This window comes from Streptomyces sp. NBC_01283, from assembly GCF_041435335.1.
In the GTDB taxonomy this organism is placed as follows: domain Bacteria; phylum Actinomycetota; class Actinomycetes; order Streptomycetales; family Streptomycetaceae; genus Streptomyces.
In genome coordinates, this window is sequence record NZ_CP108430.1 from 7,476,583 (window position 1) to 7,499,723 (window position 23,141).

General features: G+C 69.9%; 20 protein-coding genes. 17 read left to right on the forward strand and 3 right to left on the reverse strand.

Translation table 11 applies throughout. From position 1 onward, the window contains the following. The first annotated feature begins 111 nt into the window (after nucleotides 1-111). On the forward strand, nucleotides 112-2,088 hold the full coding sequence (gene thrS / locus OG302_RS33965; RefSeq protein WP_361834449.1) for a threonine--tRNA ligase: 1,977 nt from the start codon (nucleotides 112-114) through the stop codon (nucleotides 2,086-2,088). 40 nt (nucleotides 2,089-2,128) lie between these two features. Here thrS and OG302_RS33970 read toward each other — a convergent pair whose 3' ends face one another. Beyond that, nucleotides 2,129-2,785, reverse strand: coding sequence for a potassium channel family protein (locus tag OG302_RS33970; protein ID WP_371530258.1), 657 nt, complete (start codon nucleotides 2,783-2,785; stop codon nucleotides 2,129-2,131). Nucleotides 2,786-2,852: 67 nt separating this feature from the next. On the opposite strand from OG302_RS33970, the gene OG302_RS33975 reads away from it, so the two are divergent. After that, entirely contained in the window at nucleotides 2,853-3,416 is a 564-nt protein-coding gene (locus OG302_RS33975) for an HIT domain-containing protein (RefSeq protein WP_361834454.1), read from the forward strand. Nucleotides 3,417-3,422: 6 nt separating this feature from the next. Here the strand turns inward: OG302_RS33975 and OG302_RS33980 are convergent, their stop codons facing one another. Both OG302_RS33980 and OG302_RS33985 read right to left on the reverse strand, forming a co-directional pair. Beyond that, nucleotides 3,423-5,090, reverse strand: coding sequence for a hypothetical protein (locus OG302_RS33980; protein WP_371530259.1), 1,668 nt, complete (start codon nucleotides 5,088-5,090; stop codon nucleotides 3,423-3,425). Nucleotides 5,091-5,222: 132 nt separating this feature from the next. Continuing rightward, nucleotides 5,223-7,421, reverse strand: a complete 2,199-nt coding sequence (locus tag OG302_RS33985) for an elongation factor G-like protein EF-G2 (protein WP_371530260.1) — start codon at nucleotides 7,419-7,421, stop codon at nucleotides 5,223-5,225. A gap of 258 nt (nucleotides 7,422-7,679) precedes the next feature. Here OG302_RS33985 and pgsA point away from each other — a divergent pair, with 258 nt between their 5' ends. From pgsA to OG302_RS34060, 15 genes are all read left to right on the forward strand, one after another. Next, a complete protein-coding gene (pgsA, locus tag OG302_RS33990) occupies nucleotides 7,680-8,339 on the forward strand; it encodes a phosphatidylinositol phosphate synthase (protein WP_371530261.1) in 660 nt (219 codons plus the stop codon). Beyond that, nucleotides 8,336-9,274 carry a phosphatidylinositol mannoside acyltransferase gene (locus tag OG302_RS33995; protein WP_371530262.1) on the forward strand — a complete coding sequence of 313 codons (939 nt, stop codon included), beginning with the start codon at nucleotides 8,336-8,338 and terminating at the stop codon, nucleotides 9,272-9,274. The genes pgsA and OG302_RS33995 overlap by 4 nt, the downstream gene beginning before the upstream one ends. After that, nucleotides 9,271-10,431 (forward strand): glycosyltransferase family 4 protein, encoded by a 1,161-nt coding sequence (locus tag OG302_RS34000; protein WP_371530263.1) that lies wholly within the window; start codon nucleotides 9,271-9,273, stop codon nucleotides 10,429-10,431. Before OG302_RS33995 ends, OG302_RS34000 begins: the two co-directional genes overlap by 4 nt. 78 nt (nucleotides 10,432-10,509) lie before the next feature. Beyond that, entirely contained in the window at nucleotides 10,510-11,055 is a 546-nt protein-coding gene (locus tag OG302_RS34005) for a hypothetical protein (protein WP_371530264.1), read from the forward strand. 137 nt (nucleotides 11,056-11,192) lie between these two features. Continuing rightward, the gene (gene pdxS, locus OG302_RS34010; RefSeq protein ID WP_371530265.1) at nucleotides 11,193-12,107 is read left to right on the forward strand and encodes a pyridoxal 5'-phosphate synthase lyase subunit PdxS; all 915 of its coding nucleotides are present in this window, start codon (nucleotides 11,193-11,195) and stop codon (nucleotides 12,105-12,107) included. Nucleotides 12,108-12,119: 12 nt separating this feature from the next. Next, entirely contained in the window at nucleotides 12,120-12,728 is a 609-nt protein-coding gene (gene pdxT, locus OG302_RS34015) for a pyridoxal 5'-phosphate synthase glutaminase subunit PdxT (RefSeq protein WP_371530266.1), read from the forward strand. Nucleotides 12,729-12,803: 75 nt separating this feature from the next. Beyond that, nucleotides 12,804-13,562: a YebC/PmpR family DNA-binding transcriptional regulator gene (locus OG302_RS34020; protein WP_371530267.1), complete on the forward strand. Its 759-nt coding sequence runs from the start codon at nucleotides 12,804-12,806 to the stop codon at nucleotides 13,560-13,562. Between the two features lie 134 nt (nucleotides 13,563-13,696). After that, nucleotides 13,697-14,308: a crossover junction endodeoxyribonuclease RuvC gene (gene ruvC / locus OG302_RS34025; RefSeq protein ID WP_371750319.1), complete on the forward strand. Its 612-nt coding sequence runs from the start codon at nucleotides 13,697-13,699 to the stop codon at nucleotides 14,306-14,308. Beyond that, entirely contained in the window at nucleotides 14,305-14,913 is a 609-nt protein-coding gene (gene ruvA / locus OG302_RS34030) for a Holliday junction branch migration protein RuvA (protein ID WP_361834478.1), read from the forward strand. The genes ruvC and ruvA overlap by 4 nt, the downstream gene beginning before the upstream one ends. 36 nt (nucleotides 14,914-14,949) lie before the next feature. Further along, entirely contained in the window at nucleotides 14,950-16,032 is a 1,083-nt protein-coding gene (ruvB, locus tag OG302_RS34035) for a Holliday junction branch migration DNA helicase RuvB (RefSeq protein ID WP_361834481.1), read from the forward strand. A 164-nt stretch (nucleotides 16,033-16,196) separates the two neighbouring features. Continuing rightward, complete coding sequence (yajC, locus tag OG302_RS34040; protein WP_371530268.1) at nucleotides 16,197-16,667, forward strand: preprotein translocase subunit YajC; 471 nt, start codon at nucleotides 16,197-16,199, stop codon at nucleotides 16,665-16,667. 170 nt (nucleotides 16,668-16,837) lie between these two features. After that, complete coding sequence (gene secD / locus OG302_RS34045; protein WP_371530269.1) at nucleotides 16,838-18,616, forward strand: protein translocase subunit SecD; 1,779 nt, start codon at nucleotides 16,838-16,840, stop codon at nucleotides 18,614-18,616. A gap of 1 nt (nucleotide 18,617) precedes the next feature. Next, nucleotides 18,618-19,757 (forward strand): protein translocase subunit SecF, encoded by a 1,140-nt coding sequence (gene secF, locus OG302_RS34050; protein WP_371530270.1) that lies wholly within the window; start codon nucleotides 18,618-18,620, stop codon nucleotides 19,755-19,757. Then, nucleotides 19,754-20,302 carry an adenine phosphoribosyltransferase gene (locus OG302_RS34055; RefSeq protein WP_371530271.1) on the forward strand — a complete coding sequence of 183 codons (549 nt, stop codon included), beginning with the start codon at nucleotides 19,754-19,756 and terminating at the stop codon, nucleotides 20,300-20,302. The genes secF and OG302_RS34055 overlap by 4 nt, the downstream gene beginning before the upstream one ends. Nucleotides 20,303-20,530: 228 nt before the next feature. Continuing rightward, complete coding sequence (locus OG302_RS34060; RefSeq protein ID WP_371530272.1) at nucleotides 20,531-23,116, forward strand: RelA/SpoT family protein; 2,586 nt, start codon at nucleotides 20,531-20,533, stop codon at nucleotides 23,114-23,116. The last annotated feature ends 25 nt before the right edge of the window (nucleotides 23,117-23,141 follow it).

Here is a 23,141-nt window from a genome sequence, read left to right on the forward strand (position 1 = left end):
CGGCCGGGGCCGGGGAGAGAACCGTTTCGCGATGGGCGCCCCCGGCTCGGTACGATTCGTTTCGCGCGCAGGAGCAGACTGCCGCGACCCCCTTCAGGTAGGAGAAGACCGGTGTCAGACGTCCGTGTGATCATCCAACGCGATTCCGAGCGGGAAGAGCGCGTGGTGACGACGGGCACTACGGCCGCCGAACTCTTCCCCGGGGAGCGCACCATCGTCGCCGCCCGCGTGGCCGGCGAGCTGAAGGACCTGGCGTACGCCGTGCGGGACGGCGAGGAGATCGAGCCGGTCGAGATCTCCTCCGAGGACGGCCTGAACATCCTGCGCCACTCCACCGCGCACGTGATGGCCCAGGCCGTGCAGGAGCTCTTCCCCGAGGCCAAGCTGGGCATCGGCCCGCCGGTCAAGGACGGCTTCTACTACGACTTCGACGTCGAGAAGCCCTTCACGCCCGAGGACCTCAAGGCCGTCGAGAAGAAGATGCAGGAGATCCAGAAGCGCGGCCAGCGCTTCTCGCGCCGCGTCGTCACCGACGAGGCCGCCCGCGAGGAGCTCGCCGACGAGCCGTACAAGCTGGAGCTCATCGGCATCAAGGGCTCCGCGTCCAGCGACGACGGCGCGGACGTCGAGGTGGGCGGCGGCGAGCTGACCATCTACGACAACCTCGACCCGAAGTCCGGCGACCTGTGCTGGAAGGACCTCTGCCGCGGTCCCCACCTGCCCACCACCCGCAACATCCCGGCGTTCAAGCTGATGCGCAACGCCGCCGCGTACTGGCGGGGCAGCGAGAAGAACCCGATGCTCCAGCGCATCTACGGCACCGCCTGGCCCACCAAGGACGAGCTGAAGGCGCACCTGGAGTTCCTCGCCGAGGCCGAGAAGCGCGACCACCGCAAGCTGGGCAACGAGCTGGACCTGTTCTCCATCCCGGAGCAGATCGGCTCCGGCCTCGCGGTCTTCCACCCCAAGGGCGGCATCATCCGCCGGGTCATGGAGGACTACTCCCGCAAGCGGCACGAGGAGGAGGGGTACGAGTTCGTCTACACCCCGCACGCCACGAAGGGGAAGCTCTTCGAGACCTCGGGCCACCTGGACTGGTACGCCGACGGCATGTACCCGCCCATGCAGCTCGACGAGGGCGTGGACTACTACCTCAAGCCCATGAACTGCCCGATGCACAACCTCATCTTCGATGCGCGCGGGCGCTCGTACCGTGAACTGCCGCTGCGTCTCTTCGAGTTCGGCACCGTGTACCGGTACGAGAAGTCGGGCGTCGTGCACGGTCTGACCCGTGCCCGCGGCTTCACCCAGGACGACGCGCACATCTACTGCACCAAGGAGCAGATGGCGGACGAGCTCGACTCGACGCTGACCTTCGTGCTGAACCTGCTGCGCGACTACGGCCTGACCGACTTCTACCTGGAGCTGTCCACCAAGGACCCGGAGAAGTTCGTCGGCTCGGACGAGATCTGGGAAGAGGCCACCGAGACGCTGCGCAAGGTCGCCGAGAAGCAGGGCCTCCCGCTGGTCCCTGACCCGGGCGGCGCCGCGTTCTACGGTCCGAAGATCTCCGTGCAGTGCAAGGACGCCATCGGCCGCACCTGGCAGATGTCGACCGTGCAGCTCGACTTCAACCTGCCGGAGCGCTTCAACCTGGAGTACACCTCGCCGGACGGTTCCAAGCAGCGTCCGGTGATGATCCACCGCGCGCTCTTCGGTTCGATCGAGCGGTTCTTCGCGGTGCTTCTGGAGCACTACGCGGGCGCCATGCCGCCGTGGCTCGCCCCCGTGCAGGCGGTCGGCATCCCCGTCGGGGACGCGCACATCCCGTACCTCCAGGAGTTCGCGGCCGAGGCCAAGAAGAAGGGTCTGCGGGTCGACGTGGACGCCTCGTCGGACCGCATGCAGAAGAAGATCAGGACGCAGCAGAAGCTGAAGGTCCCGTTCATGATCATCGTCGGTGACGACGACATGAACGCGGGCACGATCTCCTTCCGCTACCGCGACGGCTCGCAGGAGAACGGCATCCCGCGTGACGAGGCGCTGGCCAAGCTGCTCGACGTGGTGGAGAGCCGCCAGCAGGTGTGACCCCCTCCCGCTGACGCGTGGGACGAGGCCCCCGGGAAGTTCAGCGCCCCGGGGGCCTCTCGTCGTCCTCCCGAGCGAACACCTGGAGCAGCCACGACGAGAACGACCCCGTCACCGCGCCGAGCAGCGCGAGGCCGCAGGCCATCATGCCCACCGCGATCAGACGCCCCATCGGCGTCACGGGCGACACATCGCCGTAGCCCACGGTCGCCAGCGTGGCCGCCGCCCACCACACCGCGTCCCCGAACGTATGGATCGTCGTGCCCCGTGCCGTGTGCTCCTGCTGGTAGACGGCGAGCGCCCCGGTGAAGCCGAGGAGCAGCGCGGAAAGACCGGCGTACGTGACCACGCGCGCGTGCAGCGCGAGACGCGGCCTCCCGTTTCTGCGCTGGATCGCCTCGTAGACGTGCACGACGCGCAGCGGCCGCAGCAGGGGCAGCACGAGGACCAGGGTGTCCAGCCAGTGGGTGCGCACGAAGCGGGGGCCCAGCCCGCTCAGCCGCCACCGGACCGCGTAGTCCACGGCGAACGCGGCCCAGGCGGCCAGGAGCACCGCCAGACAGACGCCCCGCCACACCGCGGGCAGCCCGGCGGCGAGGACCCATACCGCGTACGCGGTCAGGTAGAGCAGCGAGGCCACGGCGAGCGGTGCCTCCGTGCGGTTCTCCCAGCGTGCCTGACGGCTGTCATCCCTCATCGCCCCAGCTTGGCCGTGCTGCGGCCGGCGGGCGCCCCGCCGACACGCTTCGATCGGGCGAAGTCATATGCTGCACTGCATGACGAGTGAGCCGGAGCAGCAGATCGGAGTGGGGACGCAGGACGCGTTCCAGCGCCTGTGGACGCCCCACCGGATGGCGTACATCCAGGGTGAGAACAAGCCGAGCGGTCCGGGGGCCGACGACGGCTGTCCCTTCTGCTCCATCCCGGCCAAATCCGACGAGGACGGCCTGGTGATCGCGCGGGGCGAGCAGGTGTACGCGGTGCTCAACCTCTACCCGTACAACGGCGGCCACTTGATGGTCGTGCCCTACCGCCACGTCGCCGACTACACGGAGCTGACCGCCCCGGAGACGGCCGAACTCGCCGAGCTCACCAAGCAGGCCATGACGGCCCTGCGCACCGCCTCAGGCGCGCACGGCTTCAACATCGGCATGAACCAGGGCACGGTCGCCGGCGCCGGCATCGCCGCGCATCTGCACCAGCACATCGTGCCGCGCTGGGGCGGGGACACGAACTTCATGCCGGTCGTCGGCCACACGAAGATCCTGCCGCAGCTGCTCGCGGACACCCGCAAGATGCTGGCCGACGCCTGGCCCGCCGCTCTCTGACGCCCCTCACGCGTCGTACACGTCCGCCTTCCTCGGCATCGGGTCCTGGACCGCGCCGCTGAGGAAGCCGGAACGCGTACCGAACTTCTCCGTGTTCACGCCGTTCTCCTCGAGCACCTTGATGGCCGCCGAGTGCACCACGCGGAGCACCGGGGTGGCAGCGCGCAGGGCGTCGTCCGCCATGAAGCGGTGCCGCCACGGCTTGTCCGCCCAGGCGTGCCGCAGGCCGAAGGGTTCGGGGAGGACCAGCCTGCCGCCGAGGTGGTCCAGGATCGGCGGATACCAGGTGAAGGGCGCCCGCACCGCGAGGCGCACGACCTCGTCGGCGTCGATCAGCGGCAGCTTGCGCTCCGTCGTCTCCCAGAACTTGATGGGCTTGGCGACCTGCTTGACCTTGGGGTCGGGCTTGCTGGTGAACAGCGAGTGGACCGGGCCGAGCGCGTGGCCGGTGACCTCGATGCGCAGGGTCTCGTGCAGGACGGTCACCGTGATCAGCATCGTGATGACCAGCTGACCGTCCCAGAGGGTGAACTGGCAGCCCAGATAGTGCCGGTCGCCGCCGCCGAACTGCTGCTCGTTGCAGATCCGCTGTATCTCGTGGCCGCGGACCTGGAAGGCCTCGACCTCCGTGCCGCTGGGGCGTGAGACCGCCTTGGCGTTCTCCCCGATGGGGGAGACGATCCAGTGCTTTATCGACGGGGTCGGGAAACCGCCGGTGTGCAGCGGGCCGCGTTCCAGCATGCGCAGCTGGTCGTGCACGGACCGTATGACGTCCCAGCTGCGGAACGGATGGATCTCCGTGCCTTCCTTGCTGGACACCAGCTCCTCGGCGAGCTGCCAGCTGCCCCATCGCGTGCCCATGCCCAGTATTCCCTTGGGCCCGGCGTAGAAGACCGAGTTGCTCTGCTGCTCGGCGGAGAGGCGGGCCAGGCCCTGGCGGAGCTGCTCGGCGGTCGTCTCGCCCGGACTGCCCGGCACAGCCTCGGGGATCTTGGCGCCGATGCCGCCGCCGGCCAGCAGGCTCGACCAGCGGTCGCGCAGGTCCCTCGCGGTGCGCTCGGCGATCATCTTGGCCCAGAACCAGCCCGCCACGGGGACGACGATCGCCGCGCGGATGTACCAGCCGAGGAGGCCGCCGATCGGGAGCTTGATGAGAAAGATCACGGCGAGGACGCCCACGGCGACCATCACGGCCGTCGCGATCGCGCTCGCCCGCTTGTTGTCCCGCTTGACGACCGCCTGCTTGGCCGTGAAGAGCAGCAGCCACAGGAGCAGTCCGGGCAGGAACAGCAGCCCGCACAGCACCATCACGACGGTGAGCCAGCGGTCGCGCTCCTTGCGGATGTTGTTCGCCGCGAGGCAGTGCTCGACGATCGACTGCGGCTCCATGCCGAAGGACTGGATGAGCGGCTTGCGCGCGCCGCCGAGCATCCGCACCTGCACGGCACGTGCGAACGCCTCGCCCAGATTGGGTGCGAAGAGGGACCAAAGGCCCTTGTGCACCTCGGACTTGTGCCATTCGTTGTTGGCGTCGAGGATTTTCGACACCTTGTCGTCGCGGTACGCGGCTGACGCGAGGGCATTCGTCGCCGCCGTCTGTCCCGCGGTCCCCGAGAGGGGGACCTGGGCCCCGGGCCTGAAGTCGAATCCGTCGTCCGCCACTGCCGCCCCCATCGCCGCACTACCTTGCTGCTGCGGCTCTTCCCGACTTCCCTGCCTGGCACACCTGTTGATCAGGTCATCAGCGTATCGGTGTGCACCGGCATCCGGCAGGGCGCATCCGGTGCGCCCTGCCGGGGGCGTCAACTAGGTGACGTCCTGGGCCTGTTCACGGATCCTCTCGGAGAGCTGCGGCGGCATGGGTTCGTGCCGTGCGTACGTGCGGCTGAAGCGTGCGGTGCCCTGCGAGAGGGACCGCAGGTCCACGGCGTAACGCCCGATCTCGATCTCCGGCACCTCGGCCCGTACGAGGGTGCGCCCGCCCGGTGCCTGCTCGGTCCCGACCACCCGGCCGCGGCGCCCCGAGAAGTCGCTCATCACCGAGCCCACATGGTCGTCGCCGACCAGGACCCGCACCTCGGCGACCGGCTCCAGGAGATGGATCCTGGCGTCGGCCGCGGCCTCGCGCAGGGCGAGCGCGCCCGCCGTCTGGAACGCGGCGTCGGAGGAGTCCACCGAGTGCGCCTTGCCGTCGAGCAGCGTGATGCGTACGTCGATCAGGGGGTAGCCCGCGGCCACACCCCTCGCGGCCTGCGCGCGCACGCCCTTCTCGACGGACGGGATGAACTGCCGGGGCACGGCGCCGCCGACGACCTTGTCGACGAACTCGATGCCGCTGCCGCCCGGCAGCGGTTCGACCTCGATCTCGCAGATCGCGTACTGGCCGTGGCCGCCGGACTGCTTCACATGACGGCCGCGCCCCGCCGATCTGCCCGCGAAGGTCTCCCGCAGGGAGACCTTGTGGGACACCACGTCGACCTGCACGCCGTACCGGCTGCGCAGCCGCTCCAGGGCGACATCGGCGTGGGCCTCGCCCAGGCACCACAGCACCACCTGATGGGTGTCCTGGTTCTGTTCCAGGCGCATCGTCGGGTCCTCGGCGACCAGCCGGGAGAGCCCCTGGGAGAGCTTGTCCTCGTCCGCCTTGCTGTGCGCCTGGATGGCGAGCGGAAGCAGCGGGTCGGGCATGTCCCAGGGTTCCATCAGGAGCGGATCGTCCTTGGCCGAGAGGGTGTCACCCGTCTCGGCGCGGTTCAGCTTGGCGACGCAGGCCATATCTCCCGCGATACAGCTGGAGAGCGTGCGCTGATGCTTGCCGAAGGGGGAGGAGAGCGCGCCGATGCGTTCGTCGACGTCGTGGTCCTCATGGCCGCGGTCGGCCAGGCCGTGCCCGGAGACGTGCACCGTCTCGTCGGGGCGCAGGGTGCCGGAGAAGACCCGTACGAGCGAGACGCGTCCCACGTAGGGGTCGGACGCGGTCTTCACGACCTCGGCGACCAGCGGTCCCGCGGGATCGCAGGTGAGCGCGGGCCGCGCCTTGCCGCCGGGGGTGGTGACGGCGGGCGCCGGGTGCTCCAGGGGCGTGGGGAAGCCGCCCGTGATCAGTTCGAGGAGTTCCACCGTGCCGATGCCCTGCCGGGCGCCCTCGGCCGCGGGGGCCGCCGCGAGCACGGGGTGGAAGATGCCGCGTGCCACGGCCCGTTCCAGATCGTCCACCAGGGTCTTGAAGTCGAGTTCCTCGCCGCTGAGGTAGCGGTCCATGAGGGACTCGTCCTCGCTCTCGGCGATGATCCCCTCGATCAGTTTGTCGCGTGCGTCCTCGATGAGGGGGAGCTGGTCCTCGCCCGGTTCGGACTCCTTCCGTTCGCCGGACGCGTAGTCGAAGATCCGCTGCGAGAGCAGCCCGACCAGACCGGTCACCGGTGCGTGGCCGTCCGGTCCCTTGGCGCCGTGCAACGGCAGGTACAGCGGCAGGACCGCGTCGGGGTCGTCGGCCCCGAAGGCCGCGGCGCAGGTCCGCGTCATCTCCCTGAAGTCGGCGCGGGCCGCCTCCAGGTGCGTCACCACGATGGCCCGCGGCATGCCGACCGCCGCGCACTCCTCCCACACCATGCGCGTCGCGCCGTCCACGCCGTCGGCCGCCGAAACGACGAAAAGGGCCGCGTCCGCCGCGCGCAGACCGGCCCGTAACTCGCCGACGAAATCGGCGTACCCGGGTGTGTCCAGGAGATTGATCTTGAAGCCGTCCCATTCGACCGGCACCAGGGAAAGCTGTACCGAGCGCTGTTGCCGGTGCTCGATGTCGTCGTAGTCGGACACGGCTGTGCCGTCCTCCACACGGCCCGCCCGGTTCACCGCCCCCGCGGTCAGCGCGAGGGCCTCCACCAGAGTCGTCTTGCCCGATCCGCTGTGGCCGACCAGCACCACATTCCGTACGGACGCGGGGTGGTCGGCCGCTGTAGCCCTGCCGGCGGCTCCGGGGTGTGCGTTCGCCTTGTCGCCCATGCCTTGGCCTCCCGGTTACGTGCACGGTGAGGAGGCACAGCCCCCTCGGGGATGCTGGCTGCTCGCGGACACGCGGGGCCGCGTGCGGGTCGGCTCCGGCGACGCCCGCGGTGCTTTCGAGCTTTCCACTCGGGTCACTGTGCGTCCATACGTCGTACGCGATCGTGAGGGGGCGAGCCGGTCTGTCAACGTCGTGACTACGATGGGCCAGCCGGTGGCCAACAGGGCCGCGCGGCTCACCGACCCCCCGGGAAGGCCATGCTGAACAAGTACGCGCGTGCATTCTTCACGCGTGTTCTCACACCGTTCGCCGCGTTTCTCATCCGTCGCGGCGTGAGCCCCGACGCGGTCACGTTCATCGGCACGGCCGGTGTGGTGGCGGGCGCGCTGGTCTTCTTCCCCCGCGGCGAGTTCTTCTGGGGCACGATCGTCATCACGCTCTTCGTGTTCTCCGACCTCGTCGACGGGAACATGGCGCGGCAGCTGGGACGCTCCAGCCGCTGGGGAGCCTTCCTGGACTCGACGCTCGACCGGGTCGCCGACAGCGCGATCTTCGGCGGCCTCGCGCTCTGGTACGCGGGCTCAGGCGACGACAACGTCCTGTGCGCCGTCTCCATCTTCTGCCTGGCCAGCGGCCAGGTGGTCTCGTACACGAAGGCGCGCGGCGAGGCGATCGGGCTGCCCGTCGCGGTCAACGGCCTGGTGGAGCGCGCCGAGCGCCTGGTGATCTCGCTGGTCGCCGCGGGCCTCGCGGGGCTGCACAAGTTCGGGGTCCCCGGCATCGACGTCCTGCTGCCCATCGCCCTGTGGATCGTCGCCGTCGGCAGTCTCGTCACGCTCGTCCAGCGCGTTGTGACCGTGCGCAGGGAGTCCGCCGAGGCGGACGCGGCCACGCAGGGCAGTGAGGCCACGTCGTGAAGGACCGACTGACCGACGCGCTCTACGGTGCCGCCTGGAGTTCGGTCAAAAAGCTCCCCGAGCCGGCGGCCGTGCGCCTGGGCCGGACCATCGCCGACGCCGTGTGGAAGCGGCGTGGCAAGGGAGTCCTGCGCCTTGAGGCGAACTACGCGCGCGTGGTGCCCGACGCGACCCCGGAGCGCCTCGCCGAACTGTCCAGGGCGGGAATGCGCTCGTACCTGCGCTACTGGATGGAGTCGTTCCGGCTGCCGTCGTGGAGCCGGGAGCGCATCAAGGAAGGCTTCGTCGGCAAGGATCTGCACCACCTGACGGACGGCCTCGCCTCCGGAAAGGGCGTCATTCTGGCCCTTCCGCACCTGGGCAACTGGGACCTGGCGGGCGCATGGGTCACCACGAAGCTGGAGACGCCGTTCACGACGGTCGCCGAGCGGCTCAAGCCCGAGACGCTGTACGACCGTTTCGTCGCCTACCGCGAGGGCCTGGGCATGGAGGTCCTGCCGCACGAGGGCGGCTCCGCCTTCGGCACCCTGGCGCGCCGGCTGCGCGCGGGCGGCCTGGTCTGCCTGGTCGCGGACCGGGACCTCTCGGCGTCCGGCGTCGAGGTCAAGTTCTTCGGGGACACCGCGCGGATGCCCGCGGGGCCCGCGATCCTCGCGCAGCAGACGGGGGCGCTGTTGCTGCCGGTCACCCTCTGGTATGACGAGACGCCCGTCATGAAGGGGCGCGTTCACGCCCCCATCGATGTCCCCGAGACAGGTACCCGTACGGAGAAGACGTCTGTCATGACGCAGGCGCTGGCAGACGCCTTCGCCACGGGTATCGCCGACCATCCGGAGGACTGGCACATGCTGCAGCGCTTGTGGCTCGCTGATCTCGACCCCGCGAAGGGGCCCTCCGACGGTCCCGGGACCCTCGCCGAGGGGAACACGCCGTGAAGATCGGCATCGTCTGCCCTTACTCCTGGGACGTGCCGGGCGGCGTCCAGTTCCACATCCGCGACCTCGCGGAGCACCTGATCCGCCTCGGGCACGAGGTGTCCGTCCTGGCCCCCGCGGACGACGAGACCCCCCTTCCGCCGTACGTCGTGTCGGCGGGCCGCGCAGTCCCCGTGCCGTACAACGGCTCGGTGGCCCGGCTCAACTTCGGGTTCCTCTCGGCCGCGCGGGTGCGCCGCTGGCTGCACGAGGGCACGTTCGACGTCATCCACATCCACGAGCCCACCTCGCCCTCTCTCGGGCTGCTCACGTGCTGGGCGGCGCAGGGACCGATCGTCGCGACGTTCCACACGTCCAACCCGCGCTCCCGGGCCATGATCGCCGCGTATCCGATCCTGCAGCCCGCCCTGGAGAAGATCAGCGCACGCATCGCGGTCAGTGAGTACGCGCGCCGCACGCTCGTCGAGCACCTGGGCGGCGACGCGGTCGTCATCCCGAACGGCGTGGACGTCGACTTCTTTACGAAGGCCGAGCCCAAGGCGGAGTGGCAGGGAGGGACGCTCGGCTTCATCGGCCGCATCGACGAGCCGCGCAAGGGCCTTCCGGTGCTGATGAAGGCGCTGCCGAAGATCCTCGCCGAGCGCCCCGGCACCCGGCTGCTCGTCGCGGGCCGCGGTGACGAGCAGGAGGCCGTCGCCTCACTGCCCGCCGAGATGCGCGACCGCGTGGAGTTCCTCGGCATGGTCAGCGACGAGGACAAGGCGCGGCTGCTGCGCAGCGTCGACGTGTACGTCGCCCCCAACACCGGCGGCGAGAGCTTCGGGATCATCCTCGTCGAGGCGCTCTCGGCGGGCGCACCCGTCCTCGCCAGCGATCTGGACGCCTTCGCGCAGGTCCTCGACCAGGGCGCCGCGGGCGACCTGTTCACCAACGAGGACGCCGACTCGCTGGCCGCGGCGGCCCTGCGGCTCCTGGGCGACCCCGAGCGCCGCGAGGAACTGCGCGAGCGCGGCAGTAAGCACGTGCGCCGCTTCGACTGGTCGACGGTGGGCGCCGACATCCTCTCGGTGTACGAGACGGTGGCGGACGGAGCGGCCGCGGTGGCCGCCGACGAACGCTCGGGTCTGCGGGCGCGGTTCGGGCTCGCACGGGACTGACCACCCGCGTGGCTCCTCGGGACGGCCCGGGGAGCCCGGCGGTGAACCGCCGCCGCCGATGCGACTAGCCTTCCCCCGGTGACCTCGACACTGATCTGGATCGCGGTAGCCCTCTTCGCGATCGGCCTCTACCTGAGCTGGACCGCGGGCCGCCTCGACCGGCTGCACGCCCGCATCGACGCGGCCCGCGCCGCCCTCGACGCCCAGTTGCTGCGCCGCGCCTCGGTCGCCCAGGAGCTCGCCACCTCGGGGGTGCTCGACCCCGCGGCCTCCATCGTGCTCTACGAAGCGGCGCACGCGGCCCGGCAGGCCGAGGAGGAGCACCGGGAGGTCGCCGAGAGCGAGCTCAGCCAGGCGCTGCGCGCGATCTTCGGCGAGGTACAGCAGGTCGAGGCGGTGCGTGAGGCTCCCGGCGGCGACGAGGCGGCGACCGAGCTTGCGGCGTCCGTACGCAGGGTGCCCATGGCCCGGCGCTTCCACAACGACGCCGTGCGCGCGGCCCGTGCCCTGCGCAGGCACCGCAAGGTCCGCTGGTTCCGCCTCGCGGGGCACGCGCCCTTCCCCATGGCCTTCGAGATGGACGACGAACCGCCGGTCGCACTGGCCGACCGCGCGACCACGTAGAGCCACCGATACGCTGCTGACCAGGGGCGTACGGGAAAAATGAGCCACCGGTCACCCATTGGCCCTTGCTGTGGACTGGTCGCCGGGAGTTTCCTCGTAGACGCAGTAACCCGTCTTCAGCGAGCGAGGTCAACTCCGTGTCCAGCACCCTCTCCAGCAACAACCAGTCGCCCGAGACCGGCACCGCGCGCGTCAAGCGCGGCATGGCGGAGCAGCTCAAGGGCGGCGTCATCATGGACGTCGTCAACGCCGAGCAGGCGAAGATCGCGGAGGACGCCGGCGCGGTCGCCGTCATGGCGCTGGAGCGGGTGCCCGCCGACATTCGCAAGGACGGCGGCGTCGCCCGGATGTCCGACCCGAACATGATCGAAGAGATCATCGAGGCCGTCTCCATCCCGGTCATGGCCAAGTCCCGCATCGGCCACTTCGTCGAGGCCCAGGTCCTGCAGTCCCTCGGCGTCGACTACATCGACGAGTCCGAGGTCCTCACCCCGGCCGACGAGGTCAACCACAGCGACAAGTTCGCCTTCACGACGCCGTTCGTGTGCGGTGCCACCAACCTGGGCGAGGCCCTGCGCCGCATCGCCGAGGGCGCGGCCATGATCCGCTCCAAGGGCGAGGCCGGCACCGGCAACGTCGTCGAGGCCGTGCGCCACCTGCGCCAGATCAAGAACGAGATCGCCAGGCTGCGCGGCTTCGACAACAACGAGCTGTACGCCGCCGCCAAGGATCTGCGCGCCCCGTACGAGCTGGTCAAGGAGGTCTCCGAGCTGGGCAAGCTGCCGGTGGTCCTCTTCTCGGCCGGTGGCGTCGCCACCCCCGCCGACGCCGCCCTGATGCGTCAGCTCGGTGCCGAGGGCGTCTTCGTCGGCTCCGGCATCTTCAAGTCGGGCGACCCGGCCGCGCGCGCCGCCGCCATCGTGAAGGCCACCACCTTCTACGACGACCCCAAGATCATCGCGGACGCGTCCCGCAACCTGGGCGAGGCCATGGTCGGCATCAACTGCGACACCCTCCCCGAGGCCGAGCGCTACGCCAACCGCGGCTGGTAAGGCGCCACGCAGATGAACGACACCCCTGTAGTCGGCGTCCTGGCACTCCAGGGCGACGTACGGGAGCACCTGATCGCCCTGGCCTCGGCGGACGCCGTGGCCAGGCCGGTCCGGCGCCCCGAAGAGCTGGCCGAGGTGGACGGCCTGGTCATCCCGGGCGGTGAGTCCACCACCATCTCCAAACTGGCCGTTCTGTTCGGCCTGATGGAGCCCCTTCGCGCGCGCGTGCGCGCCGGTATGCCGGTCTACGGCAGCTGCGCGGGCATGATCATGCTCGCCGACAAGATCCTGGATCCGCGCTCGGAGCAGGAGACCTTCGGCGGCATCGACATGATCGTGCGGCGCAACGCCTTCGGGCGGCAGAACGAGTCCTTCGAGGCGGCCGTCGACATCGCCGGCATCGACGGCGATCCCGTGGAGGGTGTCTTCATCCGCGCCCCCTGGGTCGAGTCGGTCGGCGCGCGCGTCGAGGTGCTCGCGGAGCACGAGGGCCACATCGTCGCCGTGCGCCAGGGCAACGCCCTCGCCACGTCGTTCCACCCCGAGCTGACGGGCGACCATCGCGTGCACGAGCTGTTCGTCGGGATGGTGCGGGGGAACGCGACGGCGGGATCCTTGTAGGATCTCGGGTACCTCCCGGGCCCCTGAGACCTGGGGGCGTTCGTACAGGTTGGGTTACGCGAAGGAGACAGGCAGATGTCCGGCCACTCTAAATGGGCTACGACGAAGCACAAGAAGGCCGTGATTGACGCCAAGCGCGGCAAGCTCTTCGCGAAGATGATCAAGAACATCGAGGTCGCGGCCCGCACGGGCGGCGCCGATGTGTCCGGTAACCCGACCCTCTTCGACGCCATCCAGAAGGCCAAGAAGAGCTCGGTCCCGAACAAGAACATCGACTCCGCGGTCAAGCGCGGTGCCGGTCTCGAAGCCGGCGGTGCCGACTACGAGACGATCATGTACGAGGGCTACGGCCCGAACGGCGTCGCGGTGCTCATTGAGTGCCTCACCGACAACCGCAACCGCGCGGCCTCCGACGTACGCGTCGCGATGACCCGCAACGGCGGCTCCATGGCCGACCCGGGCTCCGTCTCGTACCTCTTCAACCGCAAGGGCGTCGTGATCGTCCCCAAGGGCGAGGCCGGTCTCTCGGAGGACGACGTCCTGGGCGCCGTCCTGGACGCGGGTGCCGAAGAGGTCAACGACCTCGGCGAGTCCTTCGAGGTCCTCTCCGAGGCCACCGACATGGTCGCGGTCCGCACCGCGCTCCAGGAAGCCGGCATCGAGTACGACTCGGCCGACGCCAACTTCGTCCCGACCATGCAGGTCGAGCTGGACGAGGACGGCGCGCGGAAGATCTTCAAGCTCATCGACGCGCTCGAGGACAGCGACGACGTCCAGAACGTCTTCGCCAACTTCGACGTGAGCGACGAGGTCATGGAGAAGGTCGACGCCTGAGCCGGGCCTCGAACCGGCCGCATGACGGCTTTCGTTGACGGGCCGGCAGGGGACACACCCCCTGCCGGCCCGTCGCGTTGTCAGTGCGAGCCGATAGCCTGCACAAACAGGTGAGCGAAGAACTGGGGGTACTCGTGCGCGTGCTGGGTGTGGACCCGGGTCTGACCCGGTGCGGTGTGGGGGTCGTCGACGGAGTCGCCGGACGCCCGCTGACCATGCGCGGGGTCGGCGTCGTCCGCACGCCCGCCGACGCCGAGCTCGGTCACCGCCTGGTCGCCATCGAGCAGGGCATCGAGCAGTGGCTCGACGAGTACGATCCGGAAGTCCTCGCGGTGGAGCGGGTGTTCAGCCAGCACAACGTACGTACGGTCATGGGCACCGCCCAGGCCAGCGCCGTCGCCATGCTCTGCGCGTCCCGCCGCGGCATCCCGGTCGCCCTGCACACGCCCAGCGAGGTCAAGGCCGCCGTCACCGGCAGTGGCCGCGCGGACAAGGCGCAGGTCGGCGCGATGGTGACCCGCCTCCTGCGGCTCGACGCACCGCCCAAGCCCGCCGACGCCGCGGACGCCCTCGCCCTCGCCATCTGTCACATCTGGCGCGCCCCCGCGCAGAACCGCCTCCAGCAGGCAGTGGCCCAGAACCGCTTCCAGCAGGCGGCGGCCCTGCACGCGTCGAGAACCCCGGCAGCACCCAAAACCCCCGCAGCTCCGTCAGCCCCGTCAGTACAGAAAGGCCGTACCGCATGATCGCCTTCGTCAGCGGCCCCGTCGCCGCCCTCGCCCCCGATTCCGCGGTGGTCGAGGTCGGTGGCATCGGCATGGCCATCCAGTGCGCGCCGAACACCCTCTCCACCCTGCGGATCGGCCAGCAGACCAAGCTCGCCACCTCCCTCGTGGTCCGCGAGGACTCACTCACCCTGTACGGCTTCGCGGACGACGACGAGCGCCAGACCTTCGAGCTCCTGCAGACCGCGAGCGGCGTCGGACCGCGCCTCGCGCAGGCCATGCTCGCCGTGCACAGCCCGGACGCCCTGCGCCGCGCGGTCGCCACCGGTGACGAGAAGGCGCTCACCGCGGTCCCGGGCATCGGCAAGAAGGGCGCCCAGAAGCTCCTCCTGGAGTACAAGGACCGCCTCGGCGAGCCCCTCGGCACGGGCGGGCCCGCGATCGGCACCCCCGTCACCGCCGGCTGGAGCGACCAGCTGCACGCGGCCCTCATCGGCCTCGGGTACGCGACGCGCGAGGCCGACGAAGCCGTCGTCGCCGTCACCCCGCAGGCCGAGGCCTCCGAGAAGCCGCAGGTGGGCCAGCTCCTCAAGGCCGCCCTGCAGACGCTGAACCGCACCCGCTAGCCCCTGACCACCAGAACCACATCGCGAGGCGAGCTCATGAACTGGGACGAGACGACCGACGACGCGACCGCCCCGGCGGGTGCGGCCGAGCGGCTCGTCGGTGCGTCGGCCGACGGTGAGGACCAGGCGGTCGAGGCCGCGCTGCGCCCCAAGGACCTGGGCGAGTTCATCGGCCAGGAGAAGGTCCGCGAGCAGCTCGACCTCGTCCTGCGGGCGGCCCGCGCGCGCGGCGCCACCGCCGACCACGTGCTCCTCTCCGGCGCCCCCGGCCTCGGCAAGACCACCCTCTCGATGATCATCGCGGCCGAGATGGGCGCCCCGATCCGCATCACCAGCGGCCCCGCCATCCAGCATGCGGGTGACCTCGCCGCGATCCTCTCCTCCCTCCAGGAGGGAGAGGTGCTCTTCCTCGACGAGATCCACCGGATGTCCCGGCCCGCCGAAGAGATGCTCTACATGGCGATGGAGGACTTCCGCGTCGACGTCATCGTCGGCAAGGGTCCCGGCGCCACGGCCATCCCGCTGGAGCTGCCGCCCTTCACCCTGGTCGGCGCCACCACCCGGGCGGGCCTGCTGCCGCCGCCGCTGCGCGACCGCTTCGGCTTCACCGCGCACATGGAGTTCTACGAACCCGCCGAGCTGGAGCGCGTGGTCCACCGCTCCGCGCAGCTGCTCGACGTGGAGATCGACCCGGCAGGCGCCGCCGAGATCGCGGGCCGTTCGCGCGGCACACCCCGTATCGCCAACCGCCTGCTGCGCCGCGTGCGGGACTATGCGCAGGTCAAGGCCGACGGAGTGATCAACAAGGACATCGCGGGCGCCGCCCTCAAGGTCTACGAGGTGGACGGCCGCGGCCTCGACCGCCTCGACCGCGCGGTCCTGGAGGCCCTGCTCAAGCTCTTCGGCGGCGGCCCCGTCGGCCTCTCGACGCTCGCGGTCGCCGTGGGGGAGGAGCGGGAGACGGTCGAGGAGGTCGCCGAGCCCTTCCTGGTACGGGAGGGACTGCTCGCGCGGACCCCCCGGGGCCGGGTCGGGACCCCGGCGGCATGGGCGCATCTCGGCCTTGTTCCGCCGCGGCAGGCGGGCGGAATCGGACAAGGGGACCTGTTCGGGGCGTGACGGCGCGCGTACTCGCCCGGTCAGGAACTGCGGTGCCATGCTGAGCGTTGTTCGTTAGGTGCGGACTCGCTTAGACTCCGCCGATGCCGCCCTTGTGGGCGGCGCGCCCACCCCCGTCCATCAGGCCGCTTACCTGCGCGGTCATGCGAAGGAAACTCCGTCCCGTGAATATCGTGACCCTCCTCCCGTTCATCGTGCTCATCGGGGCCATGTTCCTGATGACCCGCTCCGCCAAGAAGAAGCAGCAGGCGGCCGCGGCGATGCGTAACGAGATGCAGCCCGGCACCGGCATCCGAACGATCGGGGGCATGTACGCCACCGTCAAGGAGGTTCACGACGACGCGGTCCTCCTTGAGGTGGCTCCGGGCGTGCACGCGTTCTACGCGAAGAACTCCATCGGCGCCGTCCTCGAGGACGACGAGTACAACCGCATCGTCCACGGCACCGCTGTCGACCTGAAGTCGGACAGCCCCGTCGTCCCGGACGACGCCTCCTCCCTCACCGAGACCGACGAGCCCGCCGCCGGCGCTTCCGACGACTCGCCCATCGACCTCGGCAAGAAGGACGCGGACAGCGCCCCCGAGGCCGACGACGCCGAGCCGAAGAAGACCGACGGCGAGACCGACACGAAGTAACCAGCACCGGGGCCCGTGGGGCGCGCCGCTCGCGCTGCCACGGCCCCCGCAGTGCGTGGGTTTCGTGACGGGGCTCGACACCATTTCATGGCCGCCCGACCCGGGAGCTCCCCGCTCAGTGCGGGGCAGCGCACCGGACGCCGGGGCGGTTGGACAGGGAGAACGAGAAGGTGGCAGCACCTAAGAAGGGCCGAAGGCAGAGCGCTCCGGGCAAGCCGGGACGCTCTTTGGCCTTCATCCTGATCGCCCTCGTGGCGCTCACCGGGGGGATGTTCCTTTCGGGGAACACCACGCCTCGCCTCGGCATCGACCTCGCCGGCGGCACGAGCATCACGCTCCAGGCGAAGAACGAGCCGGGCCAGAAGAACGCGATCAACCCGACCAACATGAACACCGCGGTCAGCATCATCAACAACCGCGTCAATGGTCTGGGTGTGTCCGAGGCCGAGGTGCAGACCCAGGGCGAAGACAACATCATCGTCAACATCCCCAAGGGCACGAACGAGAAGCAGGCGCGCGAGCAGGTCGGCACGACCGCTCAGCTCTACTTCCGTCCGGTCCTGACGGTGGCCAGCGGTGAGCCCACCCCCGACCCGTCCGCCAGCTCGTCCGGCAAGGAAAAGGACAAGGGCGACAAGGGCAAGGACACGCCCAAGGCGACGGACAAGGGCGACGACAAGGCGTCCTCGACGCCGACTGCCACCGGCTCGCCCAGCCCCCAGGGCCGCGCCGTCACGGACGGCCTGAAGGCCGACGCGACGCCGACCCCGAAGGCCTCGGACAAGGGCGGCGACAAGGGCAAGCCGACCCCCACCCCGTCCGCGGACCCGGCCACGGCCGCCCTGCAGAAGAAGTTCACCGCGCTCGACTGCACGGACAAGGCCCAGCGCGGCAAGGTCGGCGACGGCATCAAGCCGTCCGAGCAGACCATCGCCTGTGGCAAGAACAACGCCGGCCAGTGGGAGAAGTACGTCCTCGGCCCCGCTGAGCTGAACGGCAAGGACGTCGACGACGCCAAGGCCACCATCAACCAGCAGAGCGGCGCCTGGGTCGTCAACATGGAGTTCACGGGCGGCGGCTCGAAGAAGTTCTCCAAGACCACCAGCAAGCTCTCGCAGCAGCAGCCCCCGATGAACCAGTTCGCCATCGTCCTCGACGGCGAGGTGGCCTCGGCCCCCAGCGTCAACACGACGCTGAGCTCGAACGCGGAGATCTCCGGCAGCTTCACGCAGGAGTCGGCCCAGGACCTCGCGAACATCCTGTCGTACGGCGCGCTGCCCCTGACCTTCCACGAGCAGAGCGTCACCACCGTCAGCCCGGCACTCGGCGGCGAGCAGCTGCACGCCGGTCTGATCGCCGGTGCCATCGGCCTCGCGCTGGTCATCATCTACCTGGTGGTCTACTACCGCGGCCTCTCGCTGATCGCCATCGCGAGCCTCCTGGTCTCGGCAGCCCTGACGTACACCCTGATGACCCTGCTCGGCCCGGCCATCTCCTTCACCCTGAACCTCCCCGCGGTGTGTGGTGCGATCGTTGCGATCGGTATCACCGCGGACTCGTTCATCGTGTTCTTCGAACGCGTGCGGGACGAGGTCAGGGAGGGACGCACCCTGCGGCCCGCCGTCGAGCGTGCCTGGCCGCGTGCCCGGCGCACCATCCTGGTCTCCGACTTCGTGTCGTTCCTCGCGGCCGCGGTGCTCTTCATCGTGACGGTCGGCAAGGTCCAGGGCTTCGCGTTCACGCTCGGCCTGACCACGCTCCTCGACGTCGTCGTGGTGTTCTTCTTCACCAAGCCGCTGATGACCCTGATGGCGCGCAAGCCGTTCTTCGCGAACGGCCACAAGTGGTCCGGCCTCGACCCGAAGCGCCTCGGCGCCAAGCCGCCGCTGCGCCGCACCCGCCGCGCCACTGGTTCGTCCGCTGGCCCTGTCGACCCGAAGGAGGCGTGAGATGTCGAAGCTCGGCAGTCTCGGCGCCAGGCTCTACCGCGGTGAGGTCGGCTACGACTTCGTCGGCAAGCGCAAGATCTGGTACGGCATCTCGATCCTGATCACCATCACGGCCATCGTCGGCCTTGCGGTGCGCGGCCTGAACATGGGCATCGAGTTCGAGGGCGGTGCCGTCTTCACCACGCCGAAGACCAGCGTCTCGGTCGCCGAGGCGGAGAAGTCCGCGGAAGCGGCCTCCGGTCACGACGCGGTCGTCCAGGAGCTCGGCTCGGGCGGTCTGCGCATCCAGGTCGCCGGTGTGGACACCGCCAAGTCCGACCAGATCAAGGCGGATCTGGCCAAGGACATGGACCTCAAGGCCGACAGCATCAACGCCGACCTCGTGGGCCCCAGCTGGGGTGAGCAGATCAGCAAGAAGGCCTGGACCGGCCTGATCATCTTCATGGTCCTCGTGGTGATCTATCTGGCGATCGCCTTCGAGTGGCGCATGGCCCTGGCCGCGCTGATCGCCCTGATCCACGACATCACGATCACCGTCGGTGTCTACGCCCTGGTGGGCTTCGAGGTCACGCAGGGCACGATCATCGGTCTGCTGACGATCCTCGGTTACTCGCTCTACGACACGGTGGTGGTCTTCGACAGCTTGAAGGAGCAGTCGAAGGACCTCACCAAGCAGACGCGGTGGACCTACAGCGAGGTCGCCAACCGCAGCATCAACAGCACCCTGGTGCGCTCGATCAACACCACGGTCGTCGCGCTCCTGCCGGTCGCCGGACTGCTCTTCATCGGCGGCGGCTTCCTCGGTGCCGGCATGCTCAACGACATCTCGCTGTCGCTGTTCGTCGGCCTCGCGGCCGGTGCGTACTCCTCGATCTTCATCGCCACGCCGCTCGTCGCCGACCTCAAGGAGACCGAGCCGCAGATGAAGGCGCTCAAGAAGCGCGTTCTCGCCAAGCGTGCCGCCGCGGCGGCCAAGGGCGAGTCCGCGGAGAGCGCCCCGCGCGACGACGACGGCGAGTACGACGACGCGTCGCAGGACGACCTGCCGGAGGACGCCGCCCCCGCGGGCGTCGTCGGCCCGCGCACGCAGCCCGCGTCCCGCAACCGAGGCCGCGGCCGTCCTTCGGGGAAGCGCCGATGACCGAGCTCGCCGGGACGACGGAGCTGCTGCTCAGCCGCATCCGGGACGTCCCCGATTACCCCGAGCCCGGGGTGATGTTCAAGGACATCACGCCGCTCCTCGCGGACCCGCAGGCCTTCGCCGCGCTGACCGAGGCCCTCGCGGACCTCGCCGTGCGGCACGGCGCCACGAAGATCGTCGGCCTGGAGGCCCGCGGCTTCATCCTGGGCGCCCCGGTCGCGCTGCGCGCGGGGCTCGGCTTCATCCCCGTACGGAAGGCGGGCAAGCTCCCCGGAGCGACCCTCGGCCAGACGTACGACCTGGAGTACGGGAGCGCCGAGATCGAGGTGCACGCCGAGGACCTCGCCGCCGACGACCGCGTCATGGTCATCGACGACGTCCTGGCGACCGGCGGCACCGCCGAGGCGTCCCTGCGGCTCATCCGCCGCGCGGGCGCTCAGGTAGCCGGTGTGGCCGTCCTGATGGAGCTCGGCTTCCTCGGGGGCCGCGCCAAGCTGGAGACGGCCCTGGAGGGCGCCCCGCTGGAGGCCCTCCTCACGGTCTGAACCGGTTGAGCAGCCACCACGCACACCCCGAGGCGGGCCCGGAGGAATCCGGCGCCCGCCTCAGGTGTTCCTTCTGTAGAGACCTCGGGTTCGCGCTGTGGAGACCTCAGGTGTTTCTCCCGTAGTGAGCCGTCTCACGGGCTGAAGGAGAGCCGAAGGTCCAGGATCGATACCATGGGCTCTTCGGGGCCTGACCGGGGGACCCGGATCGCGCACAGGGAGCGCCTCTTGCCAGACGAGTCCAAGGCACTCACCGCCGCCAAGGCCGCAGAGCAGGCCCAGCGCGCGGCGGCGACGGCTGCCGCGCCCGCCAAGAGCACGCCGCCCGCCAAGGGCGCGACGCCGGCGAAGCGGGAGAGCACGCCCCCCAGCACCACACCCGCACCGAGCACGCCCGGGGCAGGCGCCACGGGTGACAGGCCGGCCCCCGATCCAGCGCGCCCCAAGCCCCCCACCGAGGCCCGCGCGGGCAGCACGACGCCCACGCCGCGGCCCACCGCGGCCAAGAACGAGCGCTCCGGCTCCTCCAACCGCGTACGCGCCCGCCTGGCTCGCCTCGGCGTCCAGCGTTCGAACCCGTACAACCCGGTCCTGGAGCCCCTGCTGCGGATAGTGCGCAGCAACGACCCGAAGATCGAGACGGCGACGCTGCGCCAGATCGAGCGCGCGTACCAGGTCGCCGAGCGCTGGCACCGCGGACAGAAGCGCAAGAGCGGCGACCCGTACATCACGCACCCCCTCGCCGTGACGACGATCCTCGCCGAGCTCGGCATGGACCCGGCCACGCTCATGGCGGGTCTCCTGCACGACACCGTCGAGGACACCGAGTACGGCCTGGACACCCTCAAGCGCGACTTCGGCGACCAGGTCGCCCTGCTCGTCGACGGCGTCACCAAGCTCGACAAGGTCAAGTTCGGCGAGGCCGCGCAGGCCGAGACCGTCCGCAAGATGGTCGTGGCCATGGCCAAGGACCCCCGTGTCCTGGTCATCAAGCTCGCCGACCGCCTGCACAACATGCGCACGATGCGCTATCTCAAGCGGGAGAAGCAGGAGAAGAAGGCCCGCGAGACCCTGGAGATCTACGCGCCCCTGGCCCACCGCCTGGGCATGAACACCATCAAGTGGGAGTTGGAGGACCTCGCCTTCGCGATCCTCTACCCCAAGATGTACGACGAGATCGTGCGCCTGGTCGCCGAGCGCGCCCCCAAGCGCGACGAATACCTCGCCATAGTGACCGACGAGGTCCAGGCCGACCTGCGGGCCGCCCGCATCAAGGCCACCGTCACCGGGCGCCCGAAGCACTACTACAGCGTCTACCAGAAGATGATCGTCCGCGGCCGTGACTTCGCGGAGATCTACGACCTGGTGGGCATCCGCGTCCTCGTCGACACGGTCCGCGACTGCTATGCCGCCCTCGGCACCGTCCACGCGCGATGGAACCCGGTCCCCGGCCGGTTCAAGGACTACATCGCGATGCCGAAGTTCAACATGTACCAGTCGCTGCACACCACGGTGATCGGCCCCAGCGGCAAGCCCGTCGAGCTCCAGATCCGCACGTTCGACATGCACAGGCGCGCCGAGTACGGCATCGCCGCGCACTGGAAGTACAAGCAGGAGCCGTCCGCCGGCGCCTCCAAGGTGCGCACCGACGTGCCGAGGAAGGCCGGCGGCAAGGACGACCACCTCAACGACATGGCGTGGCTGCGCCAGCTCCTCGACTGGCAGAAGGAGACCGAGGACCCCAGCGAGTTCCTCGAATCGCTGCGCTTCGACCTGTCGCGCAACGAAGTCTTCGTCTTCACGCCGAAGGGCGACGTCATAGCGCTCCCGGCGGGCGCCACCCCGGTCGACTTCTCGTACGCGGTGCACACCGAGGTCGGCCACCGCACCATAGGGGCCCGGGTCAACGGACGTCTCGTGCCGCTCGAATCGACCCTGGACAACGGCGACCTGGTTGAGGTCTTCACCTCCAAGGCGGCCGGCGCGGGCCCGTCCCGCGACTGGCTCGGCTTCGTCAAGTCCCCGCGGGCGCGCAACAAGATCCGTGCGTGGTTCTCCAAGGAGCGCCGCGACGAGGCCATCGAGCAGGGCAAGGACGCCATCGCGCGCGCCATGCGCAAGCAGAACCTGCCGATCCAGCGGATCCTCACGGGCGACTCGCTCGTCACGCTCGCGCACGAGATGCGCTACCCCGACATCTCGTCCCTCTACGCGGCGATCGGCGAGGGCCACGTCACCGCGCAGTCCGTCGTGCAGAAGCTCGTCCAGGCGCTCGGCGGCGAGGAGGCCGCCAACGAGGACATCGCCGAGAGCACACCGCCCTCGCGCAGCCGCAGCAAGCGCCGCGCCAACGCCGACCCCGGTGTCGTCGTCAAGGGCGTCGAGGACGTGTGGGTCAAGCTGGCCCGCTGCTGCACGCCTGTCCCCGGGGACGGGATCATCGGCTTCGTCACGCGCGGCAGCGGCGTATCGGTCCACCGCAGTGACTGTGTGAACGTCGACTCGCTCTCCCGTGAGCCCGAGCGGATCCTGGAAGTCGAGTGGGCGCCCACCCAGTCGTCGGTCTTCCTGGTCGCCATCCAGGTCGAGGCCCTGGACCGCTCGCGGCTGCTCTCGGACGTCACGCGCATCCTGTCGGACCAGCACGTGAACATCCTGTCCGCGGCCGTCCAGACCTCCCGCGACCGGGTCGCCACCTCGCGCTTCACCTTCGAGATGGGCGACCCCAAGCACCTGGGGCACGTACTCAAGGCGGTCAGGGGAGTCGAGGGCGTCTACGACGTCTACCGGGTGACATCGGCTCGCAGACCGTAAACCGGTCCACCACGTAGAGGGGCTC